This is a genomic window from Polaromonas sp., from assembly GCF_029945925.1.
Classification (GTDB): domain Bacteria; phylum Pseudomonadota; class Gammaproteobacteria; order Burkholderiales; family Burkholderiaceae_C; genus Polaromonas.
Genome location: NZ_JAQSDN010000044.1, coordinates 34,870 through 57,625, shown reverse-complemented (window position 1 = coordinate 57,625; position 22,756 = coordinate 34,870). Strand labels below are relative to the sequence as shown.

General features: G+C 62.2%; 24 protein-coding genes. 11 read left to right on the top strand and 13 right to left on the bottom strand.

Annotation, left to right across the window (positions count from 1 at the left end):
• Positions 1 to 63: 63 nt before the first annotated feature.
• A complete protein-coding gene (locus PSV40_RS15400; protein WP_300539395.1) occupies positions 64 to 753 on the bottom strand; it encodes a Bax inhibitor-1/YccA family protein in 690 nt (229 codons plus the stop codon).
• Between the two features lie 196 nt (positions 754 to 949).
• Here PSV40_RS15400 and PSV40_RS15395 point away from each other — a divergent pair, with 196 nt between their 5' ends.
• Positions 950 to 1,357 (top strand): heme-binding protein, encoded by a 408-nt coding sequence (locus tag PSV40_RS15395; RefSeq protein WP_300539392.1) that lies wholly within the window; start codon positions 950 to 952, stop codon positions 1,355 to 1,357.
• A 234-nt stretch (positions 1,358 to 1,591) separates the two neighbouring features.
• Here PSV40_RS15395 and PSV40_RS15390 read toward each other — a convergent pair whose 3' ends face one another.
• From PSV40_RS15390 to PSV40_RS15335, 12 genes are all read right to left on the bottom strand, one after another.
• On the bottom strand, positions 1,592 to 1,786 hold the full coding sequence (locus tag PSV40_RS15390; protein ID WP_300539389.1) for a hemin uptake protein HemP: 195 nt from the start codon (positions 1,784 to 1,786) through the stop codon (positions 1,592 to 1,594).
• Positions 1,787 to 1,976: 190 nt separating this feature from the next.
• A complete protein-coding gene (locus PSV40_RS15385; RefSeq protein WP_300539387.1) occupies positions 1,977 to 2,390 on the bottom strand; it encodes a biopolymer transporter ExbD in 414 nt (137 codons plus the stop codon).
• Between the two features lie 19 nt (positions 2,391 to 2,409).
• Positions 2,410 to 3,123 (bottom strand): MotA/TolQ/ExbB proton channel family protein, encoded by a 714-nt coding sequence (locus PSV40_RS15380; protein WP_300539385.1) that lies wholly within the window; start codon positions 3,121 to 3,123, stop codon positions 2,410 to 2,412.
• A 3-nt stretch (positions 3,124 to 3,126) separates the two neighbouring features.
• Positions 3,127 to 3,786 carry an energy transducer TonB gene (locus PSV40_RS15375; RefSeq protein ID WP_300539382.1) on the bottom strand — a complete coding sequence of 220 codons (660 nt, stop codon included), beginning with the start codon at positions 3,784 to 3,786 and terminating at the stop codon, positions 3,127 to 3,129.
• A gap of 161 nt (positions 3,787 to 3,947) precedes the next feature.
• Entirely contained in the window at positions 3,948 to 4,205 is a 258-nt protein-coding gene (locus PSV40_RS15370; RefSeq protein ID WP_300539379.1) for a (2Fe-2S)-binding protein, read from the bottom strand.
• Between the two features lie 90 nt (positions 4,206 to 4,295).
• Entirely contained in the window at positions 4,296 to 5,441 is a 1,146-nt protein-coding gene (locus PSV40_RS15365) for an alpha-hydroxy acid oxidase (protein WP_300539376.1), read from the bottom strand.
• A complete protein-coding gene (locus PSV40_RS15360; RefSeq protein WP_300539666.1) occupies positions 5,438 to 6,121 on the bottom strand; it encodes a Fe2+-dependent dioxygenase in 684 nt (227 codons plus the stop codon). The genes PSV40_RS15365 and PSV40_RS15360 overlap by 4 nt, the downstream gene beginning before the upstream one ends.
• Positions 6,122 to 6,154: 33 nt before the next feature.
• The gene (locus PSV40_RS15355) at positions 6,155 to 8,284 is read right to left on the bottom strand and encodes a TonB-dependent siderophore receptor (RefSeq protein ID WP_300539664.1); all 2,130 of its coding nucleotides are present in this window, start codon (positions 8,282 to 8,284) and stop codon (positions 6,155 to 6,157) included.
• A 565-nt stretch (positions 8,285 to 8,849) separates the two neighbouring features.
• Entirely contained in the window at positions 8,850 to 9,326 is a 477-nt protein-coding gene (gene bfr, locus PSV40_RS15350; RefSeq protein ID WP_300539374.1) for a bacterioferritin, read from the bottom strand.
• Between the two features lie 161 nt (positions 9,327 to 9,487).
• A complete protein-coding gene (gene ahpF / locus PSV40_RS15345; protein ID WP_300539371.1) occupies positions 9,488 to 11,047 on the bottom strand; it encodes an alkyl hydroperoxide reductase subunit F in 1,560 nt (519 codons plus the stop codon).
• Between the two features lie 98 nt (positions 11,048 to 11,145).
• Complete coding sequence (ahpC, locus tag PSV40_RS15340) at positions 11,146 to 11,709, bottom strand: alkyl hydroperoxide reductase subunit C (protein WP_096696255.1); 564 nt, start codon at positions 11,707 to 11,709, stop codon at positions 11,146 to 11,148.
• 315 nt (positions 11,710 to 12,024) lie between these two features.
• On the bottom strand, positions 12,025 to 12,846 hold the full coding sequence (locus PSV40_RS15335) for a pyruvate, water dikinase regulatory protein (RefSeq protein ID WP_300539367.1): 822 nt from the start codon (positions 12,844 to 12,846) through the stop codon (positions 12,025 to 12,027).
• A gap of 177 nt (positions 12,847 to 13,023) precedes the next feature.
• On the opposite strand from PSV40_RS15335, the gene ppsA reads away from it, so the two are divergent.
• The 10 genes from ppsA (at position 13,024) to dnaB (ending at position 22,735) form a co-directional block, all read left to right on the top strand.
• On the top strand, positions 13,024 to 15,423 hold the full coding sequence (gene ppsA / locus PSV40_RS15330) for a phosphoenolpyruvate synthase (RefSeq protein WP_300539364.1): 2,400 nt from the start codon (positions 13,024 to 13,026) through the stop codon (positions 15,421 to 15,423).
• A gap of 339 nt (positions 15,424 to 15,762) precedes the next feature.
• Positions 15,763 to 16,059, top strand: a complete 297-nt coding sequence (locus tag PSV40_RS15325; protein ID WP_300539361.1) for a hypothetical protein — start codon at positions 15,763 to 15,765, stop codon at positions 16,057 to 16,059.
• Positions 16,056 to 16,634: a tetratricopeptide repeat protein gene (locus PSV40_RS15320; protein WP_300539358.1), complete on the top strand. Its 579-nt coding sequence runs from the start codon at positions 16,056 to 16,058 to the stop codon at positions 16,632 to 16,634. Before PSV40_RS15325 ends, PSV40_RS15320 begins: the two co-directional genes overlap by 4 nt.
• 146 nt (positions 16,635 to 16,780) lie before the next feature.
• Entirely contained in the window at positions 16,781 to 17,041 is a 261-nt protein-coding gene (locus PSV40_RS15315) for a DUF4212 domain-containing protein (protein ID WP_300539356.1), read from the top strand.
• A 2-nt stretch (positions 17,042 to 17,043) separates the two neighbouring features.
• Positions 17,044 to 19,170, top strand: a complete 2,127-nt coding sequence (locus PSV40_RS15310; RefSeq protein ID WP_300539353.1) for a sodium:solute symporter family protein — start codon at positions 17,044 to 17,046, stop codon at positions 19,168 to 19,170.
• A gap of 484 nt (positions 19,171 to 19,654) precedes the next feature.
• Positions 19,655 to 20,020 (top strand): 30S ribosomal protein S6, encoded by a 366-nt coding sequence (gene rpsF, locus PSV40_RS15305; RefSeq protein WP_300539352.1) that lies wholly within the window; start codon positions 19,655 to 19,657, stop codon positions 20,018 to 20,020.
• 74 nt (positions 20,021 to 20,094) lie between these two features.
• Complete coding sequence (gene priB / locus PSV40_RS15300; protein WP_300539349.1) at positions 20,095 to 20,394, top strand: primosomal replication protein N; 300 nt, start codon at positions 20,095 to 20,097, stop codon at positions 20,392 to 20,394.
• Positions 20,395 to 20,404: 10 nt separating this feature from the next.
• Complete coding sequence (rpsR, locus tag PSV40_RS15295; RefSeq protein WP_077592883.1) at positions 20,405 to 20,689, top strand: 30S ribosomal protein S18; 285 nt, start codon at positions 20,405 to 20,407, stop codon at positions 20,687 to 20,689.
• An 11-nt stretch (positions 20,690 to 20,700) separates the two neighbouring features.
• Entirely contained in the window at positions 20,701 to 21,153 is a 453-nt protein-coding gene (gene rplI, locus PSV40_RS15290) for a 50S ribosomal protein L9 (protein WP_300539346.1), read from the top strand.
• A gap of 169 nt (positions 21,154 to 21,322) precedes the next feature.
• Positions 21,323 to 22,735 (top strand): replicative DNA helicase, encoded by a 1,413-nt coding sequence (gene dnaB / locus PSV40_RS15285; RefSeq protein WP_300539343.1) that lies wholly within the window; start codon positions 21,323 to 21,325, stop codon positions 22,733 to 22,735.
• Positions 22,736 to 22,756 lie beyond the last annotated feature (21 nt).

The following is a 22,756-nucleotide window of genomic DNA, read 5'->3' as shown; positions in this document are numbered from 1 at the left end:
AGGAAAAAGGAAAAAGGAAAAGGGGGCCAGAGGCCCCCTTTTTTCGTTCCGGAGCGAAGAGGATTAATCGCGCTCGCCACCCGCGATGCCCAGCAGGGCCAGCAGGGCCTGGAACACGTTGAACAGGTCCAGGTACAAGGCCAGCGTGGCGCTGATGTAGTTGGTCTCGCCGCCGTCGAGGATCCGCTTGAGGTCATACAGCATGTAGGCGCTGAAGATGCCGATCACGGCGACCGAGATGGCCATCATGCCGGCGGTGGAGCCGACAAACACGTTGATGATGGCGCCCACCATCACAACCAGGGCGCCGACAAACAGCCATTTGCCCATGCCGGAGATGTCGCGCTTGATGACGCTGGCCAGGGTGGCCATGACAAAAAACACGCCGGCGGTGCCGCCCATGGCGGTCATGATCAGTTCGCTGCCGTTCCTGAAGCCGAGAATCATGCCGATCATGCGCGACAGCATCAGGCCCATGAAGAACGTGAAGGCCAGCAGCACCGGCACGCCGGCGGCAGAGTTTTTGGTCTTTTCAATGGCGTACATGAAGCCGAAGGCGCCGCCCAGGAACACGATCAGGCCCAGCCCGCCGCTCAGGGAGGCAGTGATGCCCGTGGCCACGCCCACCCAGGCACCCAGCACCGTGGGCAGCAGGCTCAGTGCCAGCAGCCAGTAAGTGTTGCGCAAGACCCGGTTGCGCTGCTCGGCAGAGCCAACGTAGCCATGGTCCAAGGTTTGAACATTGTCATTCATCCGGTCTTCTCCATTAGAGGCCTGCATATGCGGGCAAGATCATTTTAGGGGACTGTGGCAGTTTTCAAGGAGTAACCCTGCGCACTGCCTACTTTTTGTCAGGGTTCTATAAGGTTTCAGCCACGCAATGGGACTCGGTCCGGCCCGGAAAGTTGCGTATGCTTGACGTTTTTCCCGAAACAAACCCTGGAACACCATGAAATCAAAAACAGTGCTGGAATTTTCCGATGTGCAGGCCATGGCCGCTGCCGCTGCCGCAGAAGCGACAAAAAACAGCTGGGCGGTGACGATTGCCATCGTTGACGACGGTGGCCACCTGCTGCACCTCCAGCGGCTGGACGGCGCCGCCCCCATTTCCGCCCACATTGCACCGGCCAAGGCCCACACGGCGGCCATGGGCCGGCGCGAGAGCAAGATTTACGAAGACATGATCAACGGCGGGCGCTTCTCCTTCCTGAGCGCGCCGGAACTCAAGGGCCTGCTCGAAGGCGGCGTGCCCATCCTGAAAGACGGCCAGTGCCTGGGCGCGGTCGGCGTCAGCGGCGTCAAGTCCAGCGAAGACGCGCAGATCGCGCGTGCCGGCATGGCCGCCATCGGTCTGTAACTGCCTTTTTCGGGGGTATTCACGCTATTGAATTTATAGCTGTCTGCGCCCGTGGAACAAGGGCTGGAGCCCGATTTCAATAAGAAAAGCCGACCCGCAGGTCGGCTTTTTGCATGGGGTATGGGAGAAAAAAAGCCTGGCTAATGCAACGGCCCGAAAGCGGCTGGCTGGCTGGCAAAAACGACCTGTGGGACCGTTGCCGGCCCCGGATCGTCCCACGATGAAACTTGTCGGCTACTTGGTCAGGATCAGCTTGCCCAGGCGCGTCGCCTGCAGGCGGTAGGTCGAGCCGTTGTGCACGATGTCCACGGCCTTCTGGCCGCGCAGCAGTTCGTGGCTGTCCACGGCGGCGGGGGTGGCGGCTCCCGGGTGCTCGTGGCGGCGAGACGGCAGGCTCAGGGTGGCGGAGGCAGGTTGTGCAGGGGACATGATGGTTGACCTTGGTGGACCTGATGGATTATCGTAATGATAACTATTCTCATTTAAAAGTCAAGCACCCGCCCGAATTTTTCCTGGAAAAATACGCCGTTGGGAGCATCAATAAACACGGGCCGCGCATAAAAAAACCTGGCGCGGTGAAGCGCCAGGTTGCCATGCGGAAGGGCGCAAGCGCCGGCCGTCAGGGCCGGGCGGGTTCGGTGATGAAGCCGATCTTGCGCAGCCCGGCCTGTTGCGCCGCCGCCATGGCCTGGGCCACACGTTCGTAGCGAACTGCCTTGTCGCCGCGGATGTGCAGCTCGGGTTGCGGCTCCTTCGCGGCCGCCGCCTGGAAGCTGGGCGCCAGCGCCGCATCCTCGACCCTGGCCTCGTTGAGGTAGTAGGCGCCGTCGGCGTCCACCGTCAGCCGCACCGTCTCGGGCTTGACGTTTTGCGCCTCGTTGGTGGCGCGCGGCAAATCGATGTTGACCGCGTGTTTCATCACCGGCACGGTGATGATGAAGATGATCAGGAGCACCAGCATCACGTCGACCAGCGGCGTCATGTTGATCTCGTTCATCACCTCGTCGGTGTCGTCCTGGGTTCCGAAGGCCATGCTGCGTGCTCCTTCTGCGTCAGGCTTTTTTCATGGCCACGACATTGGCCGGGCTGCCGCTGCTGACCCGTGCGCCGGTCACGAAGTAGGCGTGCAGGTCGTGGGCAAAACGGTTGAGCTTGTGCAGCACACCCTTGTTGCCGCGCACCAGCGCGTTGTAGCCGAGGACGGCCGGAATGGCCACGGCCAGGCCCAGCGCCGTCATGATCAGCGACTCGCCGATCGGACCGGCCACCTTGTCGATGGTCGCCTGGCCGGCCGAGCCTATGGCCAGCAGCGCATGGTAAATGCCCCAGACCGTGCCGAACAGGCCAATGAAGGGCGCGGTGGAACCGACCGAGGCCAGGATGGCCAGGCCCGACTGCAGGCGCGAGGTGAACTCGTCGATGGTGTTGCGCAGGCTGCGCGTGACCCAGTCGCTGACGTCCAGCGTGTCGTGCAGGTGCGCCCGGGTGTTGCGGTGGTGGGCGGTGGCCTCGCGGCCTTCGATGGCAAGCTGGCGAAAGGGGTTGGCCGGGTCGTTGCCCAGCCGGGCCAGGCCGGCGGCGAAGTCTTCGCTGTGCCAGAAGTCTTCCGCGCTGCGGGCAATTTTCTTGTACTTCAGCACGTCCAGGGTCTTGGTGAGGATGACGATCCAGGACACCAGCGACATGCCGATCAGCAGCAGGGCCACCGCTTTGGTGACGAAGTCGCCCTGCGTCCAGACGTTCATCAGGCCAAATTGTGAATTCATGAGTTACTCCAGAACAAAATTAATCGGGGCTTTGAGCAGGAACTGGGTGTCTTCATTGACGCCCGCCCGCCGGAAAGGGGTGACCTGCGAGGCCATCACGGCATCGCGTGCCGCGCGGTCCAGGCGTTCAAAGCCGCTGGACTTGAAAACTTCGGCGCGTTTGGCGTGGCCGGAGCTGCTGTAGTAAACCGCAATGATGACCACGCCTGATTCGCCGCTGCGCTTGCTCAGGGCCGGGTAGACCGGACGCGGTGGCCGGATGTATTCGGTTTCGCCCTGGGTGATTTCCACCAGGCGCGCCGGGGCCGGCGGCGCGGGGGGCGCCGGGGCGGGCGCCACCGGAGCCAGCACAACAGGTGCAGGCGGCTGGGGTTCGATCACGCCGATGGGCGCATTGGGCGCCGGCGCGGGGTTCCGGACGGCCATGGGCATGGGCGGCGGCGGCAGCTTGGCCGTTTTGGGCGCGGGTTGGGGGGGCGGCGGGGGCGGCGGTGGCGCCACCTTGGGCGGCTCGATTTCGATGATGCGCGTCAGCAGTTCGGCCGGCACCACGTGGTCCACGGCCCGGCGCAACAGGCCGTTTTGCAACGCCCACAGTGCAGCCACGTGGAAGATGACCACGCTGGCGGCAATAAGGATGTTGCGGCTGATCGGCAATCGCACGGGGCTTGTCGGAAGTGCAGGGGCGTTGGAGCCCGAAATGGCGGGAGCGTTCATCGGAAGTCTAGTGGATGCGAAGGGACGAACGCGTGGGCGGGAACAAGGCGGACAGAAAGGGGCGCACTAACGGCGGAAAATCCACCAGAGCGGGCTGATCACCAGGATCAGGCTGCCGGCGAGGCTTGCAAAGAGGGTGAGAGAGGATTCCATGGGCTGCCTTCCATTGGGTGGTCGGCGCGCTTGATGTGGGCCGTGGGGCAGGTGGCGCTGCATTGCGCCACCACGTCCCGGGCACACCCTTCACATTGACCGCACTGTGTGGCGACGCCGAGTTCGAACTGGATCTCGTCAAAGCCCAGGCCCGCGCGGGCATGACGGGCGATTTCGCGGTCGGAGATTCGGCGGCAGACACAGACGATCATGGGATTGGCTTGCTGGTGGTTAAATCGATGTGTGAAGTATAAATGCGAATCGATCGCATTTGCAATAAATCTTGGATGCCCCTGAAAAAATCAGGACATCGGATCGAAGAACAGCTCGGGCGAGGCCTGGTCCAGGGTGGCGCAACCGCACAGTGCCATGGCAATCTCGAGCTCATCGCGCAGCAGCCGCAGCACATGCGCGACGCCGAGCGCGCCGGCATTGGCCAGGCCGTAGACGCAGGGCCGTCCCACCAGCACGGCACGCGCGCCCAGGGCGATGGCCTTGAGCACATCCGTGCCGCGGCGTATGCCGCCATCGACCAGCAGCGGCAAATCACCCGCGACGGCCTGGGCGATGCGCGGCAGCACCGCGGCGGTGGCCGGTGTGGTGTCCAGCGTGCGCCCGCCGTGGTTGGAGACAATCAGCGCCGCCACCTGCAGCGCGGCCGCCTGGCGCGCATCCTGCGGATGCAGCACGCCCTTGAGCAGCACCGGCAGCCGGGTGGTTTCCTGCAGCCACTGCACGTCCGCCCAGGTGGGTGGGTGCCCGGGTAGGCTGTCGAACAGGCTGGCGCCGGGGTGGGCGGGGGGCGGCGTCAGCTGCGCCAGATTCACGGCGGAAATACCGGCCGGCAATTTGAAACCCGCACGCCGCTCGCGGTCGCGTGCGCCGCTGGTGGGTGCATCCACCGTCAGGACCAGCGCTTCATAACCGGCGCTTTCGGCGCGCTGGATCAGCTCGCGCGTGAAACCCCGGTCGTGCTGGAGATAGAGCTGGAACCACAGCGGGCCGCGCTCGGCGTAGGCGCCGAAAGCCCGGGCGACGGTTTCCAGAGAGACGCTGGCCTGGGTGCTCAGCACCATCCCGGCGCCTTGGGAGGCCGCCGCGTGCGCCGTCGCGATTTCCCCGTCGCGGTGGGCCATGCGCTGGTAAGCCACCGGCGCCACCAGCAGCGGGTGGGCCAGCGTGCGCCCCAGCAGTTCGATGCGGGTGTGCCCGCCGGCCAGCGGGCGCAGCACGCGCGGCAGCAGGCGAAGGTTGTCCCAGGCGCTGCGGTTGGCGCGCAGCGTCCCTTCGTCCGCGGCGCCGCCGCTGAAATAGGCCCAGGCCTGGTCGTCGAGCCGCGTGTGCGCAAAAGCTTCATGGTCGTCCAGCGACACCAGGCCGGCCGGCAGCGTCTCGACGGCGGGCAGGGGCAGGGGCACGGGCAGGGGCACGGAGTGGGGCGCGCTCATGTGTCGGCCCACATGCGCAGCAGGTTGTGGTAGCTGCCGGTGAGTTGCACCAGAGCCGGCCCCTCGCCCTGGCGCCGCAACTGCAGCAGCGCCATGTCCATGTCGAACAGCAGCTGGCGTTGCTCTGTGCTGCGCACCATGCTTTCAATCCAGAAAAAGCTGGCCAGCCGCGTGCCACGGGTCACAGGGCTGACCTGGTGGAGCGTGCTGCCGGGATAAAGCACCAGATCACCCGCGGCCAGCTTGACGCTTTGTTCGCCCTGCACTTGCTGGATCAGCAGTTCTCCGCCGTCGTAGTCGCCCGGATCGGACAGGAAAACGGTGCAGGAAATATCGCTGCGCACCCATTGCGATGTCGCTTTGGAGTGCAGCACGGCGCCATCGATATGGGGACCGTAGAAATTGGCGTCGCCGCTGTAACGGTTGAACAGCGGATTGAAGATTTTTTTCGGCAGGGCCGCCGAAAAAAACAGCGGGTCCCGGTTCACGGCGGCCAGGACCATGGCCTGGAGCTGCCGGGCATTGCCGCTGTCCTGGGACAGCTGCTCGTTCTGTTTTTTCGACACCGCCTGCCCCCCCGCACTGCTGCGCCCGTCTATCCAGGGCGCGTCGCTGCCCAGCAGGCGGCGGGCGGTCTGGAGTTCGTCCGGGGTCAGTATGTTTTTCAGATGCAGATGCAGATGCATGGGCGCGAAGCAGGGCGAGTGGGGTTTCTAGAACATGGTTTTCAGGGTCAACTGGACCGCCCTCGGGGCGCCCGGCGCGTAGAAACCGCGGTACAGCGAGTCCGCGTAGAGCTTGTTGCTCAGGTTGGTCACGTTGAGCTTGAGCGAGGCCTTGTCGTTGAGGGTGTACTCGACCATGGCATCGACGGTCGTGAAGCTGTCGGCCAGCACATGGCGCGCGCCTTCCGGGTTTTGCTTGCCACGGTAGTTCAGGCCACCGCCCACGCGCAGCTGGGGCAGGATGCGGTAGGTGGTCCACAGGCTGGCGCTGTGCCGCGGTGTCAGCGCGGGGCGGTCGCCCTGCACCTGCGCACCGGTTCCGGCGGCGTTCCGTGCCACATTGCTCTGGTCAATCTTCGCTTCCGGAATCCAGGTGTGGTTGTAGAAGATCTCCCATTTCGGCGTGATGCTGCCGGCCAGGTTGAACTCCATGCCGGTGGCATGACGCTTGCCGGACAGGATGTTTTGCTGGGCAGCGGTGTCCGGGTCGGTATTGCGCTCGTTGTACTTCTCGGTGCGGAACAGGGCCAGGCCCAGGGAGGCACGTTTGTCAAACAGCTCGAACTTGCCGCCGAACTCCAGGTTCCGGCTTTTCTCCGGCCCGGTCTTTGCATCCTTGCTGTTCGGGTCCCCGGGGGTGAACTGGTAGGCGTCCGCCGAGGTGTTGTAAGACGTTCCCAGCGAAGCATAGTAGGACGAGATGTCATCGGGCTGGAACAGCGCACCCACGCGCGGACTCCACAGCCCCTCGGATTGCTCATGGCTGACACCCGCATTGGTGCGGTAGGAGGCTTTGAAGTTGTCATGGCGCAAGCCGCCGACCAGCTTGAAGGTCGATGTCAGCGACATGGTGTCCTGCACGTACAGCCCCAGGTTGCGCGCCTTGAAGGTGTTGAAGGGTGGCGCACCGCGGGTATCCGCGCGCCAGTCGCCATCGTTGGGCGTGCCGACGGTGCTGGTCAGGTTGCTGGCGGTGCCGGCAAAATTGTTGGCGCGTCTGGCATCCTCGTCGTAGATGTCCACCCCGGCGATAACGTCGTGTTTTTTACCCATCCACTCGAAGCTGTTGTTGTAGTCGCTCTGCAACTGCGTGGTTTCGCTGATGCCGATGCGCCCCTTGGGTGTGCGTGCAATGACGGTGTTCGGGTTCAGGTTGCTGAGGGTCGTGCCAGCACCAAAGCGGATCACGCTGGCCCAGAGGTCTCGTTCATAACGGCCGTGGCGCAGCCGCGTCTTGAGCTGGCTGTTGTGGTCAAACCGATGGGTGTGGCTGAGGGTGGCGTAGGTGGCCGAGGTGTCCTGGTAGTCGCTGGCCAGGCCGTAGAAGTTCTTGGCCGGCAGCGTTGGAACAATCATGCCGTCCTGCGTGAACCAGGGGTGGTTGTAGTTCGGGCGGCCCTTGACTTCCAGATGGTAGAGACCGACGGAAAATTCGTCGCGCGTGCCTATGCCCCAGCGGTAAGTCGGCGCAATGCCTTTTTTGCTGACCTTGGCGCCAGAGTTATCCGCCTCGTGAACCATGGCATTGAAGCGCAGCGCGCTGTCCTCACCGGTCTTGAGGTTGAAGTCGCCGGTCAGCCGGTGCTCGTTGCCTGTGCCCAGGGTGTAGGTGGCTTCGTGCTGGTCCATCAGGAAGGGCTCCTTGTTGACCTGGTTGACGATGCCGCCGGTGGAGCCCTTGCCGAACAGCATCGACGCAGAGCCTTTCAGCACCTCGACCCGGTCATTGTTGAAGGTGTCGCGTTCATACAGTGCGCCGTCACGGATGCCGTCGGTGTAGATGTCGCCCGCCTGACCCAGCGAAAAGCCGCGCAGCCGCACGTCTTCCTCACCGGTTTCACCGGCCTGAAAGGTCACACCCGCGGTGGTGCGCAGCAGCTCACGGAAATCGTCCAGGTTGCGGTCGTCAATCAGGCGCTCGGTCATCACCGTAACGGACTGCGGGATGTCACGCAGGGCCTGTGTACCCTTGCCGATGTTGGTCTGGGTCGCGCGCAGGGTGGTCTTGCCCTGCGCCTGTTCTTTCACGGTGATGGTGGAAAGCGTGTCGGCGGCGGGGGCGGTTTGTGACCAGCCGCTGACCGAAGCGGCCAGCAGCAGCGCGCCCAGGGGCAGCAGGGCGTTCTCGGAGGCGGATTTCGGGGAGAAGGCGGCGGGTACGTGCGCAACAACAGGGGTCAGGCTGCGACGGGATTTTTTGTTGCGCGCCAGGCGTGCGTGAGGGTTTGCCAAGATGGCCTCCAAGCGGGGGTCCGGCCTTGTAGCGGCAACGGACGGGGTTTCAGGAAATGGCTTGGCTGTGCTCGAAGAGGTCCTGGCGGACGCAAGTTGGCTGGCTGGTCAGGTCAGCGTTGAGTGTAAATGAAATGAGAATGATTCGCAATAATGATCACACTGAAGATCCGGATATTTGCTGAAATCGCCGGCCCGGTGGCGTCAAAGCCATGTCCGATGCACCATTCGCTCCTGTTTTGATAGCTGTTGGCGCAGCAGGGAACTGGGCTGGAGGCATAAAAGCCTCACTGCTTTGGGCCGCAGCGCGCAGACGTTTGCGCCGGCGATGAAGCCCGGTTCGGCCCGCGAAAGGGCGCGGCCGCGTGAAATTCAGACTTGGCGGGGTTCCGGCAGAAACGACAAGGGGCGCTTGCGCGCCCCCGTCAACTGAAAGGCGCGCCGCCAGCGTTCAGCTCAGCTCGCCCATCTGGCTTTGCAGGTAGTTCTGGATGCCGACCTTGGCCACCAACTCGATCTGGGTTTCCAGGAAGTCGATGTGTTCCTCGGTGTCGTCGAGTATGCCCTGCAGCAAATCGCGCGAGACATAGTCACGCACGCTTTCGCAATGCGCGATGCCGTCCTTGATCGTGTCCTGCGCGCCGGTTTCGGCCTTCAGGTCGCAGCTGAGCGCTTCCGGCACGTCCTCGCCGATCATCAGCTTGCCGAGGTCCTGCAGATTCGGCAGGCCGTCGAGCATGAAGATGCGGTCCATGAGTTTGTCGGCGTGTTTCATCTCGCCGATGGACTCCTCGTATTCCTTCTTGGCCAGCTTGTCCAGGCCCCAGTGCTTGTACATGCGGTAGTGCACGAAGTACTGGTTGATGGCGGTCAGCTCGTTCTTGAGCTGGGCTTGCAGGTGGGTGATGACTTGTGCGTCGCCTTTCATGTCGAATCCTTTTTTTTGGCTTTGAATGTTCCGATTGTCGGCAGGCCGGCGCCATTGGGCAAGAAGAAACGCGTAACCCTTCGCGCGCGTCATGAGCACGAATGGGAGTGATAGCCGTTCTTCTTTGCAGCGGGGCGCGGCAGGGCCGCTCCCCGCGCTGTTCAGGCCGCGGGAGCCGAGGTTCTCATCAGGTGGTCGAAGGCGCCCAGGGCCGCCTTGGCACCGTCACCGGCCGCAATGATGATCTGCTTGAAGGGCACGGTCGTGGCGTCGCCCGCGGCAAACACGCCGGGCAGCGAGGTCTGGCCTTTGGCGTCCACGATGATCTCGCCGTGTTTTGAAAGATCCACCACACCCTTGAGCCAGTCGGTGTTGGGCACCAGGCCGATCTGGATGAACACGCCTTCCAGCGGCACGGTTTTCAGCTCACCGGTCGCGCGGTCCTTGTAGACCAGGCCGTTGACCTTCTGGTCACCGGTGATCTCGGTGGTCTGCGCGTTGGTGAACACGTCGACGTTTGCCAGGCTCATCAGCTTGCGCTGCAGCACGGCATCGGCGCGCAGCGCGGTGTCGTATTCGATGAGCGTCACATGGCCGACGATGCCGGCCAGGTCGATCGCCGCTTCCACGCCGGAATTGCCGCCGCCGATGACCCCCACGCGTTTGCCCTTGAACAGCGGCCCGTCGCAGTGCGGGCAATAAGCCACGCCCTTGTTCTTGAACGCCTGCTCGCCGGGCACGTTGATGTTGCGCCAGCGCGCGCCGGTCGAGATGATCACCGTCCTGCTTTTGAGCGAGGCGCCGCTTTCCAGTTGCACTTCGATCAGATCCTTGCCGGGAATCAGAGCCTTGGCGCGCTGCAGGTTCATGATGTCCACGTCGTAGTTGCGCACGTGCTCCTCCAGCGCATGGGCGAATTTCGGCCCTTCGGTTTCCTTGATCGAGATGAAGTTCTCGATGCCCAGGGTGTCGAGCACCTGGCCGCCGAACCGTTCCGAGGCCACGCCGGTGCGTATGCCCTTGCGCGCCGCGTACACGGCAGCGGCCGCACCGGCCGGGCCGCCGCCGACGATCAGCACATCGAACGGTGCTTTTTCAGCGATCTTTTTGGCTTCGCGCTCGACGCCGCTGGTGTCGATTTTCGCGAGGATTTCTTCCAGGCTCATGCGGCCGTTGCCGAACATGGTGCCGTTCAGGAAGACGGTGGGCACGCCCATGATCTCGCGTTCCTTGATCTCGTCCTGGAAGGTGCCGCCTTCGATCATGGTGGTCTTGATGCGCGGGTTCTGCACCGCCATCAGGTTCAGCGCCTGCACCACGTCCGGGCAGTTGTGGCAGGTCAAGGAAACGTACACCTCGAAGTCGAGGTCGCGGTCCAGCGCGCGGATCTGCTCCAGCACTTCCTGCTCGACCTTGGGCGGGTAACCGCCGATCTGCAGCAGCGCCAGGATCAGCGAGGTGAATTCATGGCCCATGGGCAGGCCAGCAAAACGCGGGCCGTGGTTTTCACCGGGGCGGTTGATCGAGAAGGAGGGCTTGCGGTGTGGGTCGTCGCGGCTTTCGGTCAGCGTGACCAGCGGCGACGATTCGGCCACGTCTTTCAGCAGCGACAGCACTTCGCCCGAAGCCTCGCTGTCGTCCAGTGAAGCGACGATTTCGATGGGGGCGGTGGCGCGTTCGAGGTAGCTTTTCAGTTGGGCTTTGGTGGCGTCGTCGAGCATGGCGGACTCACTTTCAATTTCGATGGGGAACAAAAAAGCCCGGGACGGCACACGTGTGTGCCGGGGCCCGGGCCTCCGTCAGGAAGGCAGCAGGGCGCTTAGATCTTGCCGACCAGGTCGATGGAAGGAGCGATGGTCTTGGCGCCTTCGTTCCACTTGGCCGGGCAAACCTGGCCGGGGTGCGCTGCGGTGTACTGGGCGGCTTTCAGCTTGCGCAGGGTTTCCTTGACATCGCGGGCGATTTCGTTGGAATGCACTTCAGCGGTCTTGATGACGCCATCGGGGTTGATCACGAAGGTGCCGCGCAGTGCCAGGCCTTCTTCGGGGATGAACACGTCAAAGGCTTTGGTCAGCGTGTGGGTAGGGTCGCCCACCAGCGGGAACTTGGCCTTGCCGACGGCGGGGGACGTCTCATGCCACACCTTGTGGGAGAAATGGGTGTCGGTGGTCACGATGTAGACCTCGGCGCCGGCCTTCTGGAATTCGGCGTAGTTGTCGGCGGCATCTTCGACTTCCGTGGGGCAGTTGAAAGTGAATGCGGCCGGCATGAAGATCAGAACCGACCATTTGCCCTTCAGCGATTCGTCTGAAACGTCGATGAACTTGCCATTCAGGAAAGCTTGGGTTTTGAAAGGCTGGACTTGGGTGTTGATCAGGGACATCTGGATAGCTTCCTATAGGCTGGTTAAAAGTACTTGAGAAACGATAGTATAACTCTTGAAGGTATAACTATTCGATAGTTATTTGCTATTAATGGAATAGGCATCGCGCACCGAACCCGGCCGTGGGTTACCTGGGCGTGCTGGCCACGGCGGCGGGCGGGCTGCTGATTTTCGGTTTTGGCATCAGTGGCATCTGGCTGGGGTGGCTGCGCCGGCGCATGCGGCTGTCGCCCCCAGTTTCATAAGAGAAAAAGACCTCCAGCCCTTATCGGCCGGGCGCAAGCAGCTATCAAAAGAAGAGCAAATAGGCGAGGGTCAGTACTCCAGCCGCTCCGGCCGGATCTCCTGCAGGATGGTGGTCGAAATCTCTTCAATCGACTTGGTCGTGGTGGAGAGCCAGCGAATGCCTTCACGCCGCATCATGGCTTCGGCCTCGTGGATTTCGTCGCGGCAGTTGGCCAGGCTTGCATATTTTGAGTTGGGCCGGCGTTCGTTGCGGATCTGGGCCAGGCGTTCGGGGGCGATCGTCAGGCCGAAAATTTTCTTGCGATGCGGCACCAGCGCCGGTGGCAGCTGGCGGCGCTCGAAGTCCTCCGGAATCAGGGGGTAGTTCGAGGCTTTCAGGCCGTACTGCATCGCCAGGTACAGCGAGGTCGGTGTTTTGCCGCTGCGGCTCACGCCCACCAGGATCACGTCGGAACCGGCCAGGTCCTTGTTGCTTTGACCGTCGTCGTGGGCCAGCGAGAAGTTGATGGCTTCAATCCGGTCGTCGTAGGCCTTGCTTTTGGAGGCGTCCGAAAAACGGCCCACCCGGTGGTTCGACTTGATGCCCAGCTCGGTTTCCAGCGGCGCGACAAAAGTGCCGAACATGTCGAGCAGCATGCCGTGGCAGTGGGCCTTGATGACGGCCAGGATCTCCATGTTGACCAGCGTGGTGAAGACAATCGGCCGGTTGCCCTCCAGCACGGCGGCGTGGTTGATCTGGCGTACCGCCTGGTGTGCCTTGTCCACGCTGTCGATGAAAGGCAGGCGCACGTGGCGCGCCGTGAATTCAAACTGCGCCAGGATGGCGTTGCCAAAGGTTTCGGCGGTGATGCCGGTGCCGTCGGAGATGAAAAATACGGTGCGATTGGGCATGGCGGCGGGTCAGGGTTGTGAAAGGGGGGAGCGGGCGCCGCAGGCGGCGGGCGCCTACAATTGAGGCAATTATCCCGATTGTCACGCCATGCCCCGCGCCCAGCCCCAAAAACAACAAGCAGCTTGCCTGCCGCGCATGGTCGATGCCCCCGTTTTAAAACCTCCCGGAGTATTTTCATGTCCAAGCTTTTTGAGGCGACCGCCCTGGTCGTACCGTTTGAAAACCTGAGGATGACAGACGTCGAGTCTGTCGGCGGCAAAAACGCCAGCCTCGGCGAAATGATCTCGCAGTTGCCGACCGGCCCCAAGGGGGTGCAGGTGCCCACCGGCTTTGCCACTACCGCCCACGCCTTTCGCGTGTTTCTGGCCCACGACGGGCTGGACAAGAAAATCAACGCCGTCCTCGACAAGCTGGACACCGACGACGTGCGGGCCCTGGCGATCGCCGGCGCCCAGATCCGCACGCTGGTGGAAGCCCAGCCTTTCCCGCCCGACCTGGAAAAAGCCGTGCGCAGCAGTTTTGCCGCCCTGAGCGCGGGCAACGCCCAGGCCAGTTTTGCGGTGCGCTCGTCGGCCACCGCCGAAGACCTGCCCGACGCCTCGTTTGCCGGCCAGCAGGAAACCTTTCTGAACGTGGTGGGCATCGAGGACGTGCTGCACAAGATGAAAGAGGTGTTTGCCTCGCTCTACAACGACCGCGCCATCAGCTACCGCGTGCACCAGGGTTTTGCCCATGCCGACGTGGCCCTGTCGGCCGGCGTGCAGCGCATGGTGCGCAGCGACTTGGGCGCGGCCGGCGTGATGTTCACCATCGACACCGAAAGCGGCTTTGAAGACGTGGTCTTCATCACCTCCAGCTACGGCCTGGGTGAGACGGTGGTGCAGGGCGCGGTGAATCCCGACGAGTTCTACGTGCACAAGCCCATGCTCAAGGCGGGCAATCGCTGCGTGATCCGCCGTAACCTCGGCAGCAAGCTGCTGCAGATGGAGTTCACCACCGCCGAGGAAAAGAAGGCCGGCGGCAAGCTGGTCAAGACCACCGACGTGCCGGCCGAACTGCGCAACCGCTACTCGCTGACTGACGCCGACGTCGAGCAGCTCGCGCGTTACGCGGTCATCATCGAAGACCACTACGGCCGTCCCATGGACATCGAATGGGGCAAGGACGGCACCGACGGCCAGCTCTACATCCTGCAGGCGCGGCCCGAGACGGTGAAAAGCCAGTCCAAGGGCAAGGCCGAGCAGCGCTACAAGCTCAAGGGCACCGGCACCGTGCTGGCCGAGGGCAGGGCGATCGGCCAGAAAATCGGCACCGGCCCGGTCCGCATCGTGCACAACATCAGCGAGATGGACCAGGTCCAGCCCGGCGACGTGCTGGTGACCGACATGACCGACCCGAACTGGGAGCCGGTCATGAAACGCGCGAGTGCTATCGTGACGAACCGCGGCGGGCGTACCTGCCACGCCGCCATCATTGCCCGAGAGCTCGGCATTCCGGCCGTGGTTGGCTGCGGCGACGCCACCGAACAGCTCAAGGACGGCATGCTGGTGACGGTGAGCTGCGCCGAAGGCGACACCGGCAACATTTACGACGGCCTGCTGGAGACGGAAGTGACCGAGGTGCAGCGCGGCGAGATGCCGCCGATTGACATCAAGATCATGATGAACGTGGGCAACCCGCAGCTGGCGTTTGACTTTTGCCAGGTGCCCAACCATGGCGTGGGCCTGGCACGGCTGGAGTTTGTCATCAACAACAACATCGGCGTGCACCCGAAAGCCATCCTCGACTACCCGCAGGTCGATGCCGACCTGAAGAAGGCGGTGGAAAGCGTGGCGCGCGGTCATGCCTCGCCGCGCGCTTTTTATGTCGACAAGGTGGCCGAAGGCATTGCGACAATTGCCGCTGCCTTCTGGCCCAAACCGGTGATTGTTCGCCTGTCGGACTTCAAGTCCAACGAATACCGCAAGCTGATCGGCGGTTCGCGTTACGAGCCCGAAGAGGAAAACCCGATGCTCGGTTTCCGCGGTGCGGCGCGTTACCTCAGCCCTGATTTTGCCGAGGCCTTTGCCATGGAGTGCGAAGCGCTCAAGCGCGTGCGCAAGGACATGGGACTGACCAATGTGGAGGTGATGGTGCCCTTTGTGCGTACGCTGGGCCAGGCCAAGGCGGTCACCGAACTGCTGGCCAAACATGGCCTCAAGCGCGGCGAGAACGGCTTGCGCATCATCATGATGTGCGAAGTGCCGAGCAATGCGGTGCTGGCTGACCAGTTCCTCGAGTACTTCGACGGCTTCTCGATTGGCTCGAACGACCTGACCCAGCTCACGCTGGGCCTGGACCGCGACTCGGGCCTGGACATCCTGGCCAAGGACTTCGACGAGCGTGATCCGGCCGTCAAGGCCCTGCTGAGCCAGGCGATTGCGGCCTGCAAGCGCCAGGGCAAATACGTTGGCATCTGTGGCCAGGGCCCCAGCGACCATCCGGACTTTGCACTGTGGCTCAAGGAGCAGGGCATTGGGTCAATCTCGCTCAATCCCGACACCGTCATCGACACCTGGAAGCAACTGGCCAAATAGGCCCTGTGTTGTTCAGCAAGCTCCGTTCACCCTGAGCTTGTCGAAGGGCTGCAAAGCTTCGACCCTTTCGACGGAGCTCAGGACAGGTGACTCAGCCCGAACGGTAAGTGAAGCGTGTTGCAACCAGGCCGCGTTGCCTGACTTGCGCCGCGGACGCACGGCGCGAGTCAGGCCCTGCCTCCTCCTTGTAGCTACTTGGTTGTAGCTGCGTTCGCAAGCGGCCAGAACCAAGGGAAAGTCCTAGGGAGGGTTTCAACGGAGGTCACCCCTCTGCGCGGCAATTTGTAAGAAGTCGGTAAGACCCGCGGCAACAATCAAGCCATTGTTGTTTGGGGTCTTATGCTTTTTGCCGTGTCCACTCTTAAATTGATAGCAGAGATCGCATTGCTCGCGTTGTTCGGGCAGTGGGTGCTTGGCTTGCTGGCAGGTGCCAAAAAAGAGGGCAACCTGTTCTACCAGATCCTGCAGATCGTCGGCAAACCCTTTGTGGTGGCCGCCCGCTTCATCACCCCGAAACAAATCATTGACCGCCACGTTCCGCTCGTGGCGTTTTTGTTGCTTCTGTTTGTCTGGATTGGTTCGACCCTGATGAAAATCCGGATTTGTCTTGAAATTGGTGTGGAGCTTTGCAAATGAACATGATCCTGGCTTACTGGTATCTCAAGCTGCAGGCGCTGGTCCTGCTGGTGTTCGGCAAGCAGCCGGCGGCCCTGGAGAAATTCGACCAGATGCTGGTGTTGCGGCCGGGTGACCGTTATGCCCTGGCAAGCCGCGCCCATGTCCTCGCGCAGGTAGGGGACAAGCACGGCGCCATTGAAGCCCTGCGCGAGTTGGTGGCACGCTTCCCCGACACCGCCGCGGCCTGGTTCAACCTGGCCTACATGCTGGAAGACATCGGCGGGCACGCCGACGCGGAGCCCGCCTTTCGCCGGGCGCTGGACATCGAACCCAAGATGGACCGGGCCTGGTACGGCCTGGCACTGCTGCTGATTCGTGATCGCCGCTTCGACGAAGCGGTTCAGGCACTCAAGAAAAATACAGAACTGCAACCCATGAGCCCGTTCGGCTGGTATCAGCTTGCGCGGGTTCATGTAGACAGGCAAGACCCTGATGAGGCGGTGAAGGTCATTCGCCACCTCAAACGGTTTGAGCCTAAAGTGGCCGCCCAGCTGGAACGCGAGACGGGACTGAGCGTTGCTCAGTCTTCCTGACGGCAGACCAGCTGAGTGGTTATTTGATGGCCGGGGTCTGGGCCCAGGCTAATAAAAGAGACGCGATCCGGCTTGCAGGCCACGCTTGGGGAAAAGTGGTGATCGTGATGTGCCCGAAAGGGTGTTGTTAGATGGAGGCAAGTGTTATGCAGTTGACTGACAACCATCGCCGTTATTGGCAAAAGAACCTGAATGTCACGGCAATCCTGCTCGTGATCTGGTTCGTCGTGACGTTCGTCGTGAGCTATTTCGCCCGCGAGTTGAGCTTCACTTTCTTTGGCTGGCCTTTTAGCTTCTGGATGGGAGCGCAGGGGTCATTGGTGATCTACGTGGCGATCATCGGGTATTACGCCTGGTACATGGGCAAACTCGACATCGAACACGGTGTTGAAGAAAGCGAGGAATAATCATGGCTGGAATTTTTGGTAACGACGCCGGCACTAACACCGCCGCCTCCAATGCCGCCTTCAAGGCAGGCTTGAAAAAGGTCTACATCTGGTACACCGGCGGCTTCCTGGCCTTCGTGGTTGTACTGGCCATCCTTGAACAGATGGGCTTGTCCCGCCAGTGGATCGGCTTGATCTTCCTGCTCGCCACGATCGGTCTGTATGCCGGCATCGGCATCATGAGCCGCACGACCGACGCTGCCGAATACTATGTGGCAGGGCGCCGAGTCCCGGCCATGTACAACGGCATGGCGACCGGCGCCGACTGGATGTCTGCGGCTTCCTTCATCGGTATGGCCGGAACGCTCTACCTGACGGGTTACAGCGGCCTGGCCTTCATCATGGGATGGACCGGCGGCTACTGTCTGGTGGCCCTGTTTCTTGCGCCCTACCTGCGCAAGTTCGGCCAGTTCACGATTCCCGACTTCCTGGGCGAGCGTTATGGCGGCAACCTGCCACGCTTTCTGGGTATCGTTGCTGCGATTCTGTGCTCCTTCACCTACGTGGTGGCACAGATTTACGGCGTCGGCATCATCACCGCGCGGTTGACCGGTGTGGCCTTTGAACTCGGGATTTTCCTGGGTCTGGGCGGCATTCTGGTCTGCTCCTTCCTGGGCGGCATGCGTGCTGTGACCTGGACGCAGGTGGCCCAGTACATCATTTTGATCGTGGCTTACATGATCCCGGTGGTGTGGCTGTCGGTCAAACAGACCAGCGTTCCGATTCCGCAGGCGATTTACGGCTTCCAGCTGCAAAAAGTGACCGCCAAGGAAAAAGAGCTGACCAGCAACGCCAAGGAAATTGAAGTTCGCGATATCTACAAGCAGCGTTCGGCAGCCCTGGCTGAAAAGCTCAAGAACCCGGCCGTTGCGCTGGCTGCCGACAAGGCCGCCGCGGAGAAAACCGTGGCAGACCTGAAGGCCGCCAATGGTGCGCTGGCGGATATTTCCGCGGCTGAAAAAGCGCTGGCTGCCTTGCCGAAAGACGAAGCTGCAGCCAAGAAAGCGTGGACCGCTGCCAAGGCCGGGGCGGACGCCAAGTCCAGACCGCTCAACGGCATGCCACCACACGCCCAGCAGTTTGCCGGTGACCCCAATGGCGATGCCGCTGCCCAGAAGGCCTACGACGTTTCACGCCGCAACTTCCTGGCATTGATTTTCTGTCTGATGGTGGGTACCGCCGCGCTGCCGCACATCCTGATGCGTTACTACACGGTGCCCAGCGTGAAGGAAGCGCGGCAGTCCGTCACCTGGTCGCTGTTCTTCATCTTCCTGCTGTACTTCACCGCGCCGGCCCTGGCTGTGTTGGTGAAATACGAGGTCTTCACCCTGGTGGTCGGCACGCCGTTCAACCAGCTTCCGGAATGGATTTCTGCCTGGAACAAGGTCGATCCGACGCTGCTGTCGGTGGTGGACATCAACAAGGACGGCATTTTGCAGCTCAACGAAATGTCCATCGGTGGTGACATCATCGTGCTGGCCGCGCCCGCGATTGGCGGCCTGCCTTACGTGGTGTCCGGCCTGGTGGCTGCCGGTGGTCTGGCTGCGGCGTTGTCAACTGCTGACGGCCTGCTGCTGACGATTGCCAATGCGCTGAGCCATGACCTGTACTACAAAATGATCGACCCGAACGCATCGACCGCACGCCGCGTGACCATCTCCAAGGTCCTGCTGCTGGTGGTGGCTCTGTGCGCCGCTTACGTGGCGTCCCAGAAACCGGCCGACATTCTGTTCCTGGTCTCCGCGGCGTTCTCGTTCGCTGCGGCTGCGTTCTTCCCGGCCCTGACGCTGGGGATCTTCTGGAAACGTGCCACCGGTATTGCTGCCTCTCTGGGCATGATCGCCGGCCTGGGAACCACGTTCTTCTACATGATCACCACCCAGCCCTGGATGCGCGGCCTGTTTGGCATCACTTCACCGGTTCAGCTCTGGTGGGAGATCCAGCCGATCTCGGCCGGTGTCTTCGGTGTGCCTATCGGTTTTGCCGTGATCATCCTGGTCAGCCTGGTCACCCCTGCGCCTAGCCGAAAGGTCCAGGAGCTGGTTGAGCATGTGCGTTACCCAACCCTGCGCGCCGATCCCGTGCGCTGAGTCCTGAACTGACCGGAACCTCCGGTCAGCTTCAGCCAAGAAGCCCGGCAACGCGAGTTGCCGGGCTTTTCTATTGGGCGAGTGTTTGCGCCAGGCCGTCCAGAGACAAGCCCCCCCTCGGGGAGCCTTCGACCCTTCGTCAAGCTCAGGACGATCGGATATGACGTGAACGTTCGCGAGGGCTCTCCAGCCAAGCAGGGGCCGCGGAACCGGCTCCGCCGGGCCGCAGGCGCAGCGGCCCCCTCGGGGGGGGGCAGGGGGACCGACGCGCGGCGAGCGACAGTGGGGGCTCTCTCCCTTTCAAGCAGGGGCCGCGGGTCCGGCTTTGCCGGCCCGCAGGCGCAGCGGCCCCCTCGGGGGGCAGGGAGCTACACGCAGTGAGCGACCGTGGGGGCAATATTCCGGTGGTATATAATCATGGGCTTCGCCTTGCTGCACCCTTAACGACGCTGGGGCAGCTTCAACCAAACCACAAGGAGAGTTTATGCGTCATTACGAGATCGTCTTGCTGATCCACCCGGATCAAAGCGAGCAAGTCCCAGCCATGCTGGAACGTTACAAGGGCATGATTACCGCCGGCGGTGGAAAAGTGCATCGTGTTGAAGATTGGGGCCGCCGCCAGCTGGTGTACCTGATCCAGAAACTCGCCAAAGCCCACTACCTGTGCATCAACATCGAAGCCAGCCAGGCCGTGATGGAAGAAATTGAACACGCGTTCAAGTTCAATGACGCCGTGTTGCGCCACCTGACCGTGCTCAAGAAAAAGGCCGAAACCGGTCCGTCCCTCATGATGCGCAACGTCGAGAGGGAAGAAGCCCGCAAGGCCCAGCAGCAGGAGTATGCGGCCTGACCCCTCACCGGGTTGCCCACACATGCTGTTGAACAACTGATTGCTGCGCATCGTCGCAAGATCATGATTCTGCAGTGAACCGCGTTGAATTGACCGCTTGTATCGCCGAGGCCAGTCCTCTTCGCTACACCCCCGCTGGAATCCCTGCTGCCAATTTCGTCCTCGAACACGAGTCGGAAATGACAGAAGCAGGTTCCACCCGGCAGGTCAAATTGACAATGAAGGCGGTGGCTTTTGGTACGCTGGCTGAGCAAACTGGCCAGCTGCCCTTAGGCAAACCCTTCAGGTTCACCGGGTTTCTGGTCAATGCCCGCGGTAGCAAGAGCGTTGTTTTCCATATTCAAGCCATCGAATCAGTACCGAACCCCATTTAAGGAGTCCATCATGCCCGGACCAAAACGTTTCAACAAAGACAAGCGCCCCAAGCGCAATACCCAATCCCTGCTGTTCAAACGCAAGCGTTTTTGCCGTTTCACAGCCGCTGGTGTTGAAGAAATCGACTACAAGGACATCGACACCTTGCGCGATTTCGTTGCCGAAAACGGCAAGATCATCCCCGCTCGCCTGACCGGCACGCGCGCGATTTTCCAGCGCCAGATCAACACCGCCGTCAAGCGCGCTCGCTTCCTCGCGATGCTGCCTTACAGCGACCAGCACCGCAGCCTGTAAGGAACACGACCATGCAAATCATTCTGCTCGACAAAGTCGTCAACCTGGGCAATCTGGGTGAAGTCGTCAAGGTCAAGGACGGCTACGCCCGCAATTTCCTGATCCCTTCCGGCCGCGCACGTCGCGCCACCGCCATGGCGATCAAGGAATTCGAAGTCAAACGCGCCGAACTTGAAAAAGCCGCCGCTGCCAAGCTGGCCGAAATGCAAGCCCAGGGCGAAAAGCTGAGCGGCACCACCGTCAAGCTCACGCAAAAAGCCGGCGTGGACGGCCGTCTGTTCGGCTCCGTTACCAACCATGACATTTCGGCCGAGCTGACCAAGCAGGGCTTCCCCGTGCTGAAGTCCCAGGTACGTATGCCCAACGGTCCCCTGAAGACCGTCGGCGACCACCCGGTCACCGTGGCTCTGCACACCGATGTGGCTGTGGACATCACCGTGACGGTGTACGGCGAATCCGCTTAAACAGCGTTGCTGCCCCTAGAAAAAGCCGCTCGCTGAGCGGCTTTTTCAATGGTGCGTCCATCCACATCCTGTACACGGTTGTACCCCTGTTATTCACGACTTATCAACAGCTTTTTGCAGTGACGCCAGGCCCGCTTGGCGCTAGCATGTAGGACTGTCAAGGAGACCCATGTCCGCCGTACTTTCCACCGCTCCCGATCCCCGCTACAGCGCCGACCGGCAGATTGCCCAGCTGCGCATTCCACCGCACTCCATCGAGGGCGAGTCGAGTGTGCTGGGTGGCCTGTTGCTGGACAACGGCGCCTGGGACCGGGTCGGTGACCTGCTGGTCGACGAGGATTTCTACCGCTACGAACACAAGCTGATCTACGCCGCCGTCGGCGCCCTGATCAACGCGACCAAGCCGGCCGACGTGATCACGGTTTACGAACACCTTCAGAACCTGGGCAAGGCCGAGGACATCGGCGGCCTGAGTTACCTGAACTCGCTGGCCCAGTACGTGCCCAGCGCCGGCAACATCCGCCGTTATGCCGAGATCGTGCGCGAGCGCTCCATCCTGCGCAAGCTGGTGGCCGCCAGCGACGAAATCGCCACCCATGCCTTCAACCCGCAGGGCAAGGCCGTGGCCATGATCCTCGACGAGGCCGAGCAGAAGATCTTCAAGATCGGCGAGCAGGGTTCGCGCATGAAGCAGGGTTTCCAGAGCATGGACACGCTGGTGGTGAGCCTGCTGGATCGCGTGACCGAGATGTCGGAAAACCCGAACGACGTGACCGGCGTGCCCACCGGTTTTTACGACCTGGACAAGATGACCTCGGGTTTCCAGGCCGGCGACCTGGTCATCCTGGCGGCGCGGCCGTCCATGGGTAAAACCGCGCTGGCCATCAATATCGCCGAACACGTGGCGCTCAACGAAGGCCTGCCGGTGGCGGTGTTCTCGATGGAGATGGGGGCGTCCCAGCTCGCGGTGCGTATCGTCGGCTCCATAGGCCGCATCGACCAGACCCATTTGCGCACCGGCGCCCTGACCGACGAAGAGTGGCCGCGCCTGACCGAAGCCATCGAGAAGCTGCGCAACATCTCGCTGCACATCGACGAAACGCCGGGCCTGACGGTCAGCGAGCTGCGCGCCAACGCCAGGCGCCTGGCCCGCCAGTGCGGCAAGCTCGGCCTGATCGTGGTCGACTACCTGCAGCTCATGAGTGTGTCCAGCGGCATGGCCGAGGAAAACCGCGCCACCGCCGTCGGCGAAATCTCGCGCGGCCTGAAGATGCTGGCCAAGGAGCTGCAATGCCCGGTGATTGCGTTGTCACAGCTGAGCCGCGGCGTCGAGTCGCGCACCGACAAGCGTCCCATGATGAGCGATTTGCGCGAGTCCGGCGCGATCGAGCAGGACGCCGACATCATCATGTTCATCTACCGTGATGAGTACTACACCAAGGACGCCTGCAAGGAGCCCGGCGTGGCCGAGGTCATCATCAGCAAGCAGCGTAACGGCCCGACCGGCACCGTCAAGCTGGCCTTCATCAACCGCATCACCAAGTTCGAGAGCCTGGCGCATGGCGGTAGTGGGGATTTTTAAGTAAAAACGGGCCCTGGCCTT

Excerpts from the sequence above, each read along its gene's own strand:
- PSV40_RS15400 (WP_300539395.1), bottom strand. The coding sequence starts at position 753 with ATGAATGACAATGTTCAAACCTTGGACCATGGCTACGTTGGCTCTGCC.
- PSV40_RS15395 (WP_300539392.1), top strand. The coding sequence starts at position 950 with ATGAAATCAAAAACAGTGCTGGAATTTTCCGATGTGCAGGCCATGGCC.
- PSV40_RS15390 (WP_300539389.1), bottom strand. The coding sequence starts at position 1,786 with ATGTCCCCTGCACAACCTGCCTCCGCCACCCTGAGCCTGCCGTCTCGC.
- PSV40_RS15385 (WP_300539387.1), bottom strand. The coding sequence starts at position 2,390 with ATGGCCTTCGGAACCCAGGACGACACCGACGAGGTGATGAACGAGATC.
- PSV40_RS15380 (WP_300539385.1), bottom strand. The coding sequence starts at position 3,123 with ATGAATTCACAATTTGGCCTGATGAACGTCTGGACGCAGGGCGACTTC.
- PSV40_RS15370 (WP_300539379.1), bottom strand. The coding sequence starts at position 4,205 with ATGATCGTCTGTGTCTGCCGCCGAATCTCCGACCGCGAAATCGCCCGT.
- PSV40_RS15365 (WP_300539376.1), bottom strand. The coding sequence starts at position 5,441 with ATGAGCGCGCCCCACTCCGTGCCCCTGCCCGTGCCCCTGCCCCTGCCC.
- bfr (WP_300539374.1), bottom strand. The coding sequence starts at position 9,326 with ATGAAAGGCGACGCACAAGTCATCACCCACCTGCAAGCCCAGCTCAAG.
- ahpF (WP_300539371.1), bottom strand. The coding sequence starts at position 11,047 with ATGCTCGACGACGCCACCAAAGCCCAACTGAAAAGCTACCTCGAACGC.
- ahpC (WP_096696255.1), bottom strand. The coding sequence starts at position 11,709 with ATGTCCCTGATCAACACCCAAGTCCAGCCTTTCAAAACCCAAGCTTTC.
- PSV40_RS15335 (WP_300539367.1), bottom strand. The coding sequence starts at position 12,846 with ATGCCCAATCGCACCGTATTTTTCATCTCCGACGGCACCGGCATCACC.
- ppsA (WP_300539364.1), top strand. The coding sequence starts at position 13,024 with ATGTCCAAGCTTTTTGAGGCGACCGCCCTGGTCGTACCGTTTGAAAAC.
- PSV40_RS15325 (WP_300539361.1), top strand. The coding sequence starts at position 15,763 with ATGCTTTTTGCCGTGTCCACTCTTAAATTGATAGCAGAGATCGCATTG.
- PSV40_RS15320 (WP_300539358.1), top strand. The coding sequence starts at position 16,056 with ATGAACATGATCCTGGCTTACTGGTATCTCAAGCTGCAGGCGCTGGTC.
- PSV40_RS15315 (WP_300539356.1), top strand. The coding sequence starts at position 16,781 with ATGCAGTTGACTGACAACCATCGCCGTTATTGGCAAAAGAACCTGAAT.
- PSV40_RS15310 (WP_300539353.1), top strand. The coding sequence starts at position 17,044 with ATGGCTGGAATTTTTGGTAACGACGCCGGCACTAACACCGCCGCCTCC.
- rpsF (WP_300539352.1), top strand. The coding sequence starts at position 19,655 with ATGCGTCATTACGAGATCGTCTTGCTGATCCACCCGGATCAAAGCGAG.
- rpsR (WP_077592883.1), top strand. The coding sequence starts at position 20,405 with ATGCCCGGACCAAAACGTTTCAACAAAGACAAGCGCCCCAAGCGCAAT.
- rplI (WP_300539346.1), top strand. The coding sequence starts at position 20,701 with ATGCAAATCATTCTGCTCGACAAAGTCGTCAACCTGGGCAATCTGGGT.
- dnaB (WP_300539343.1), top strand. The coding sequence starts at position 21,323 with ATGTCCGCCGTACTTTCCACCGCTCCCGATCCCCGCTACAGCGCCGAC.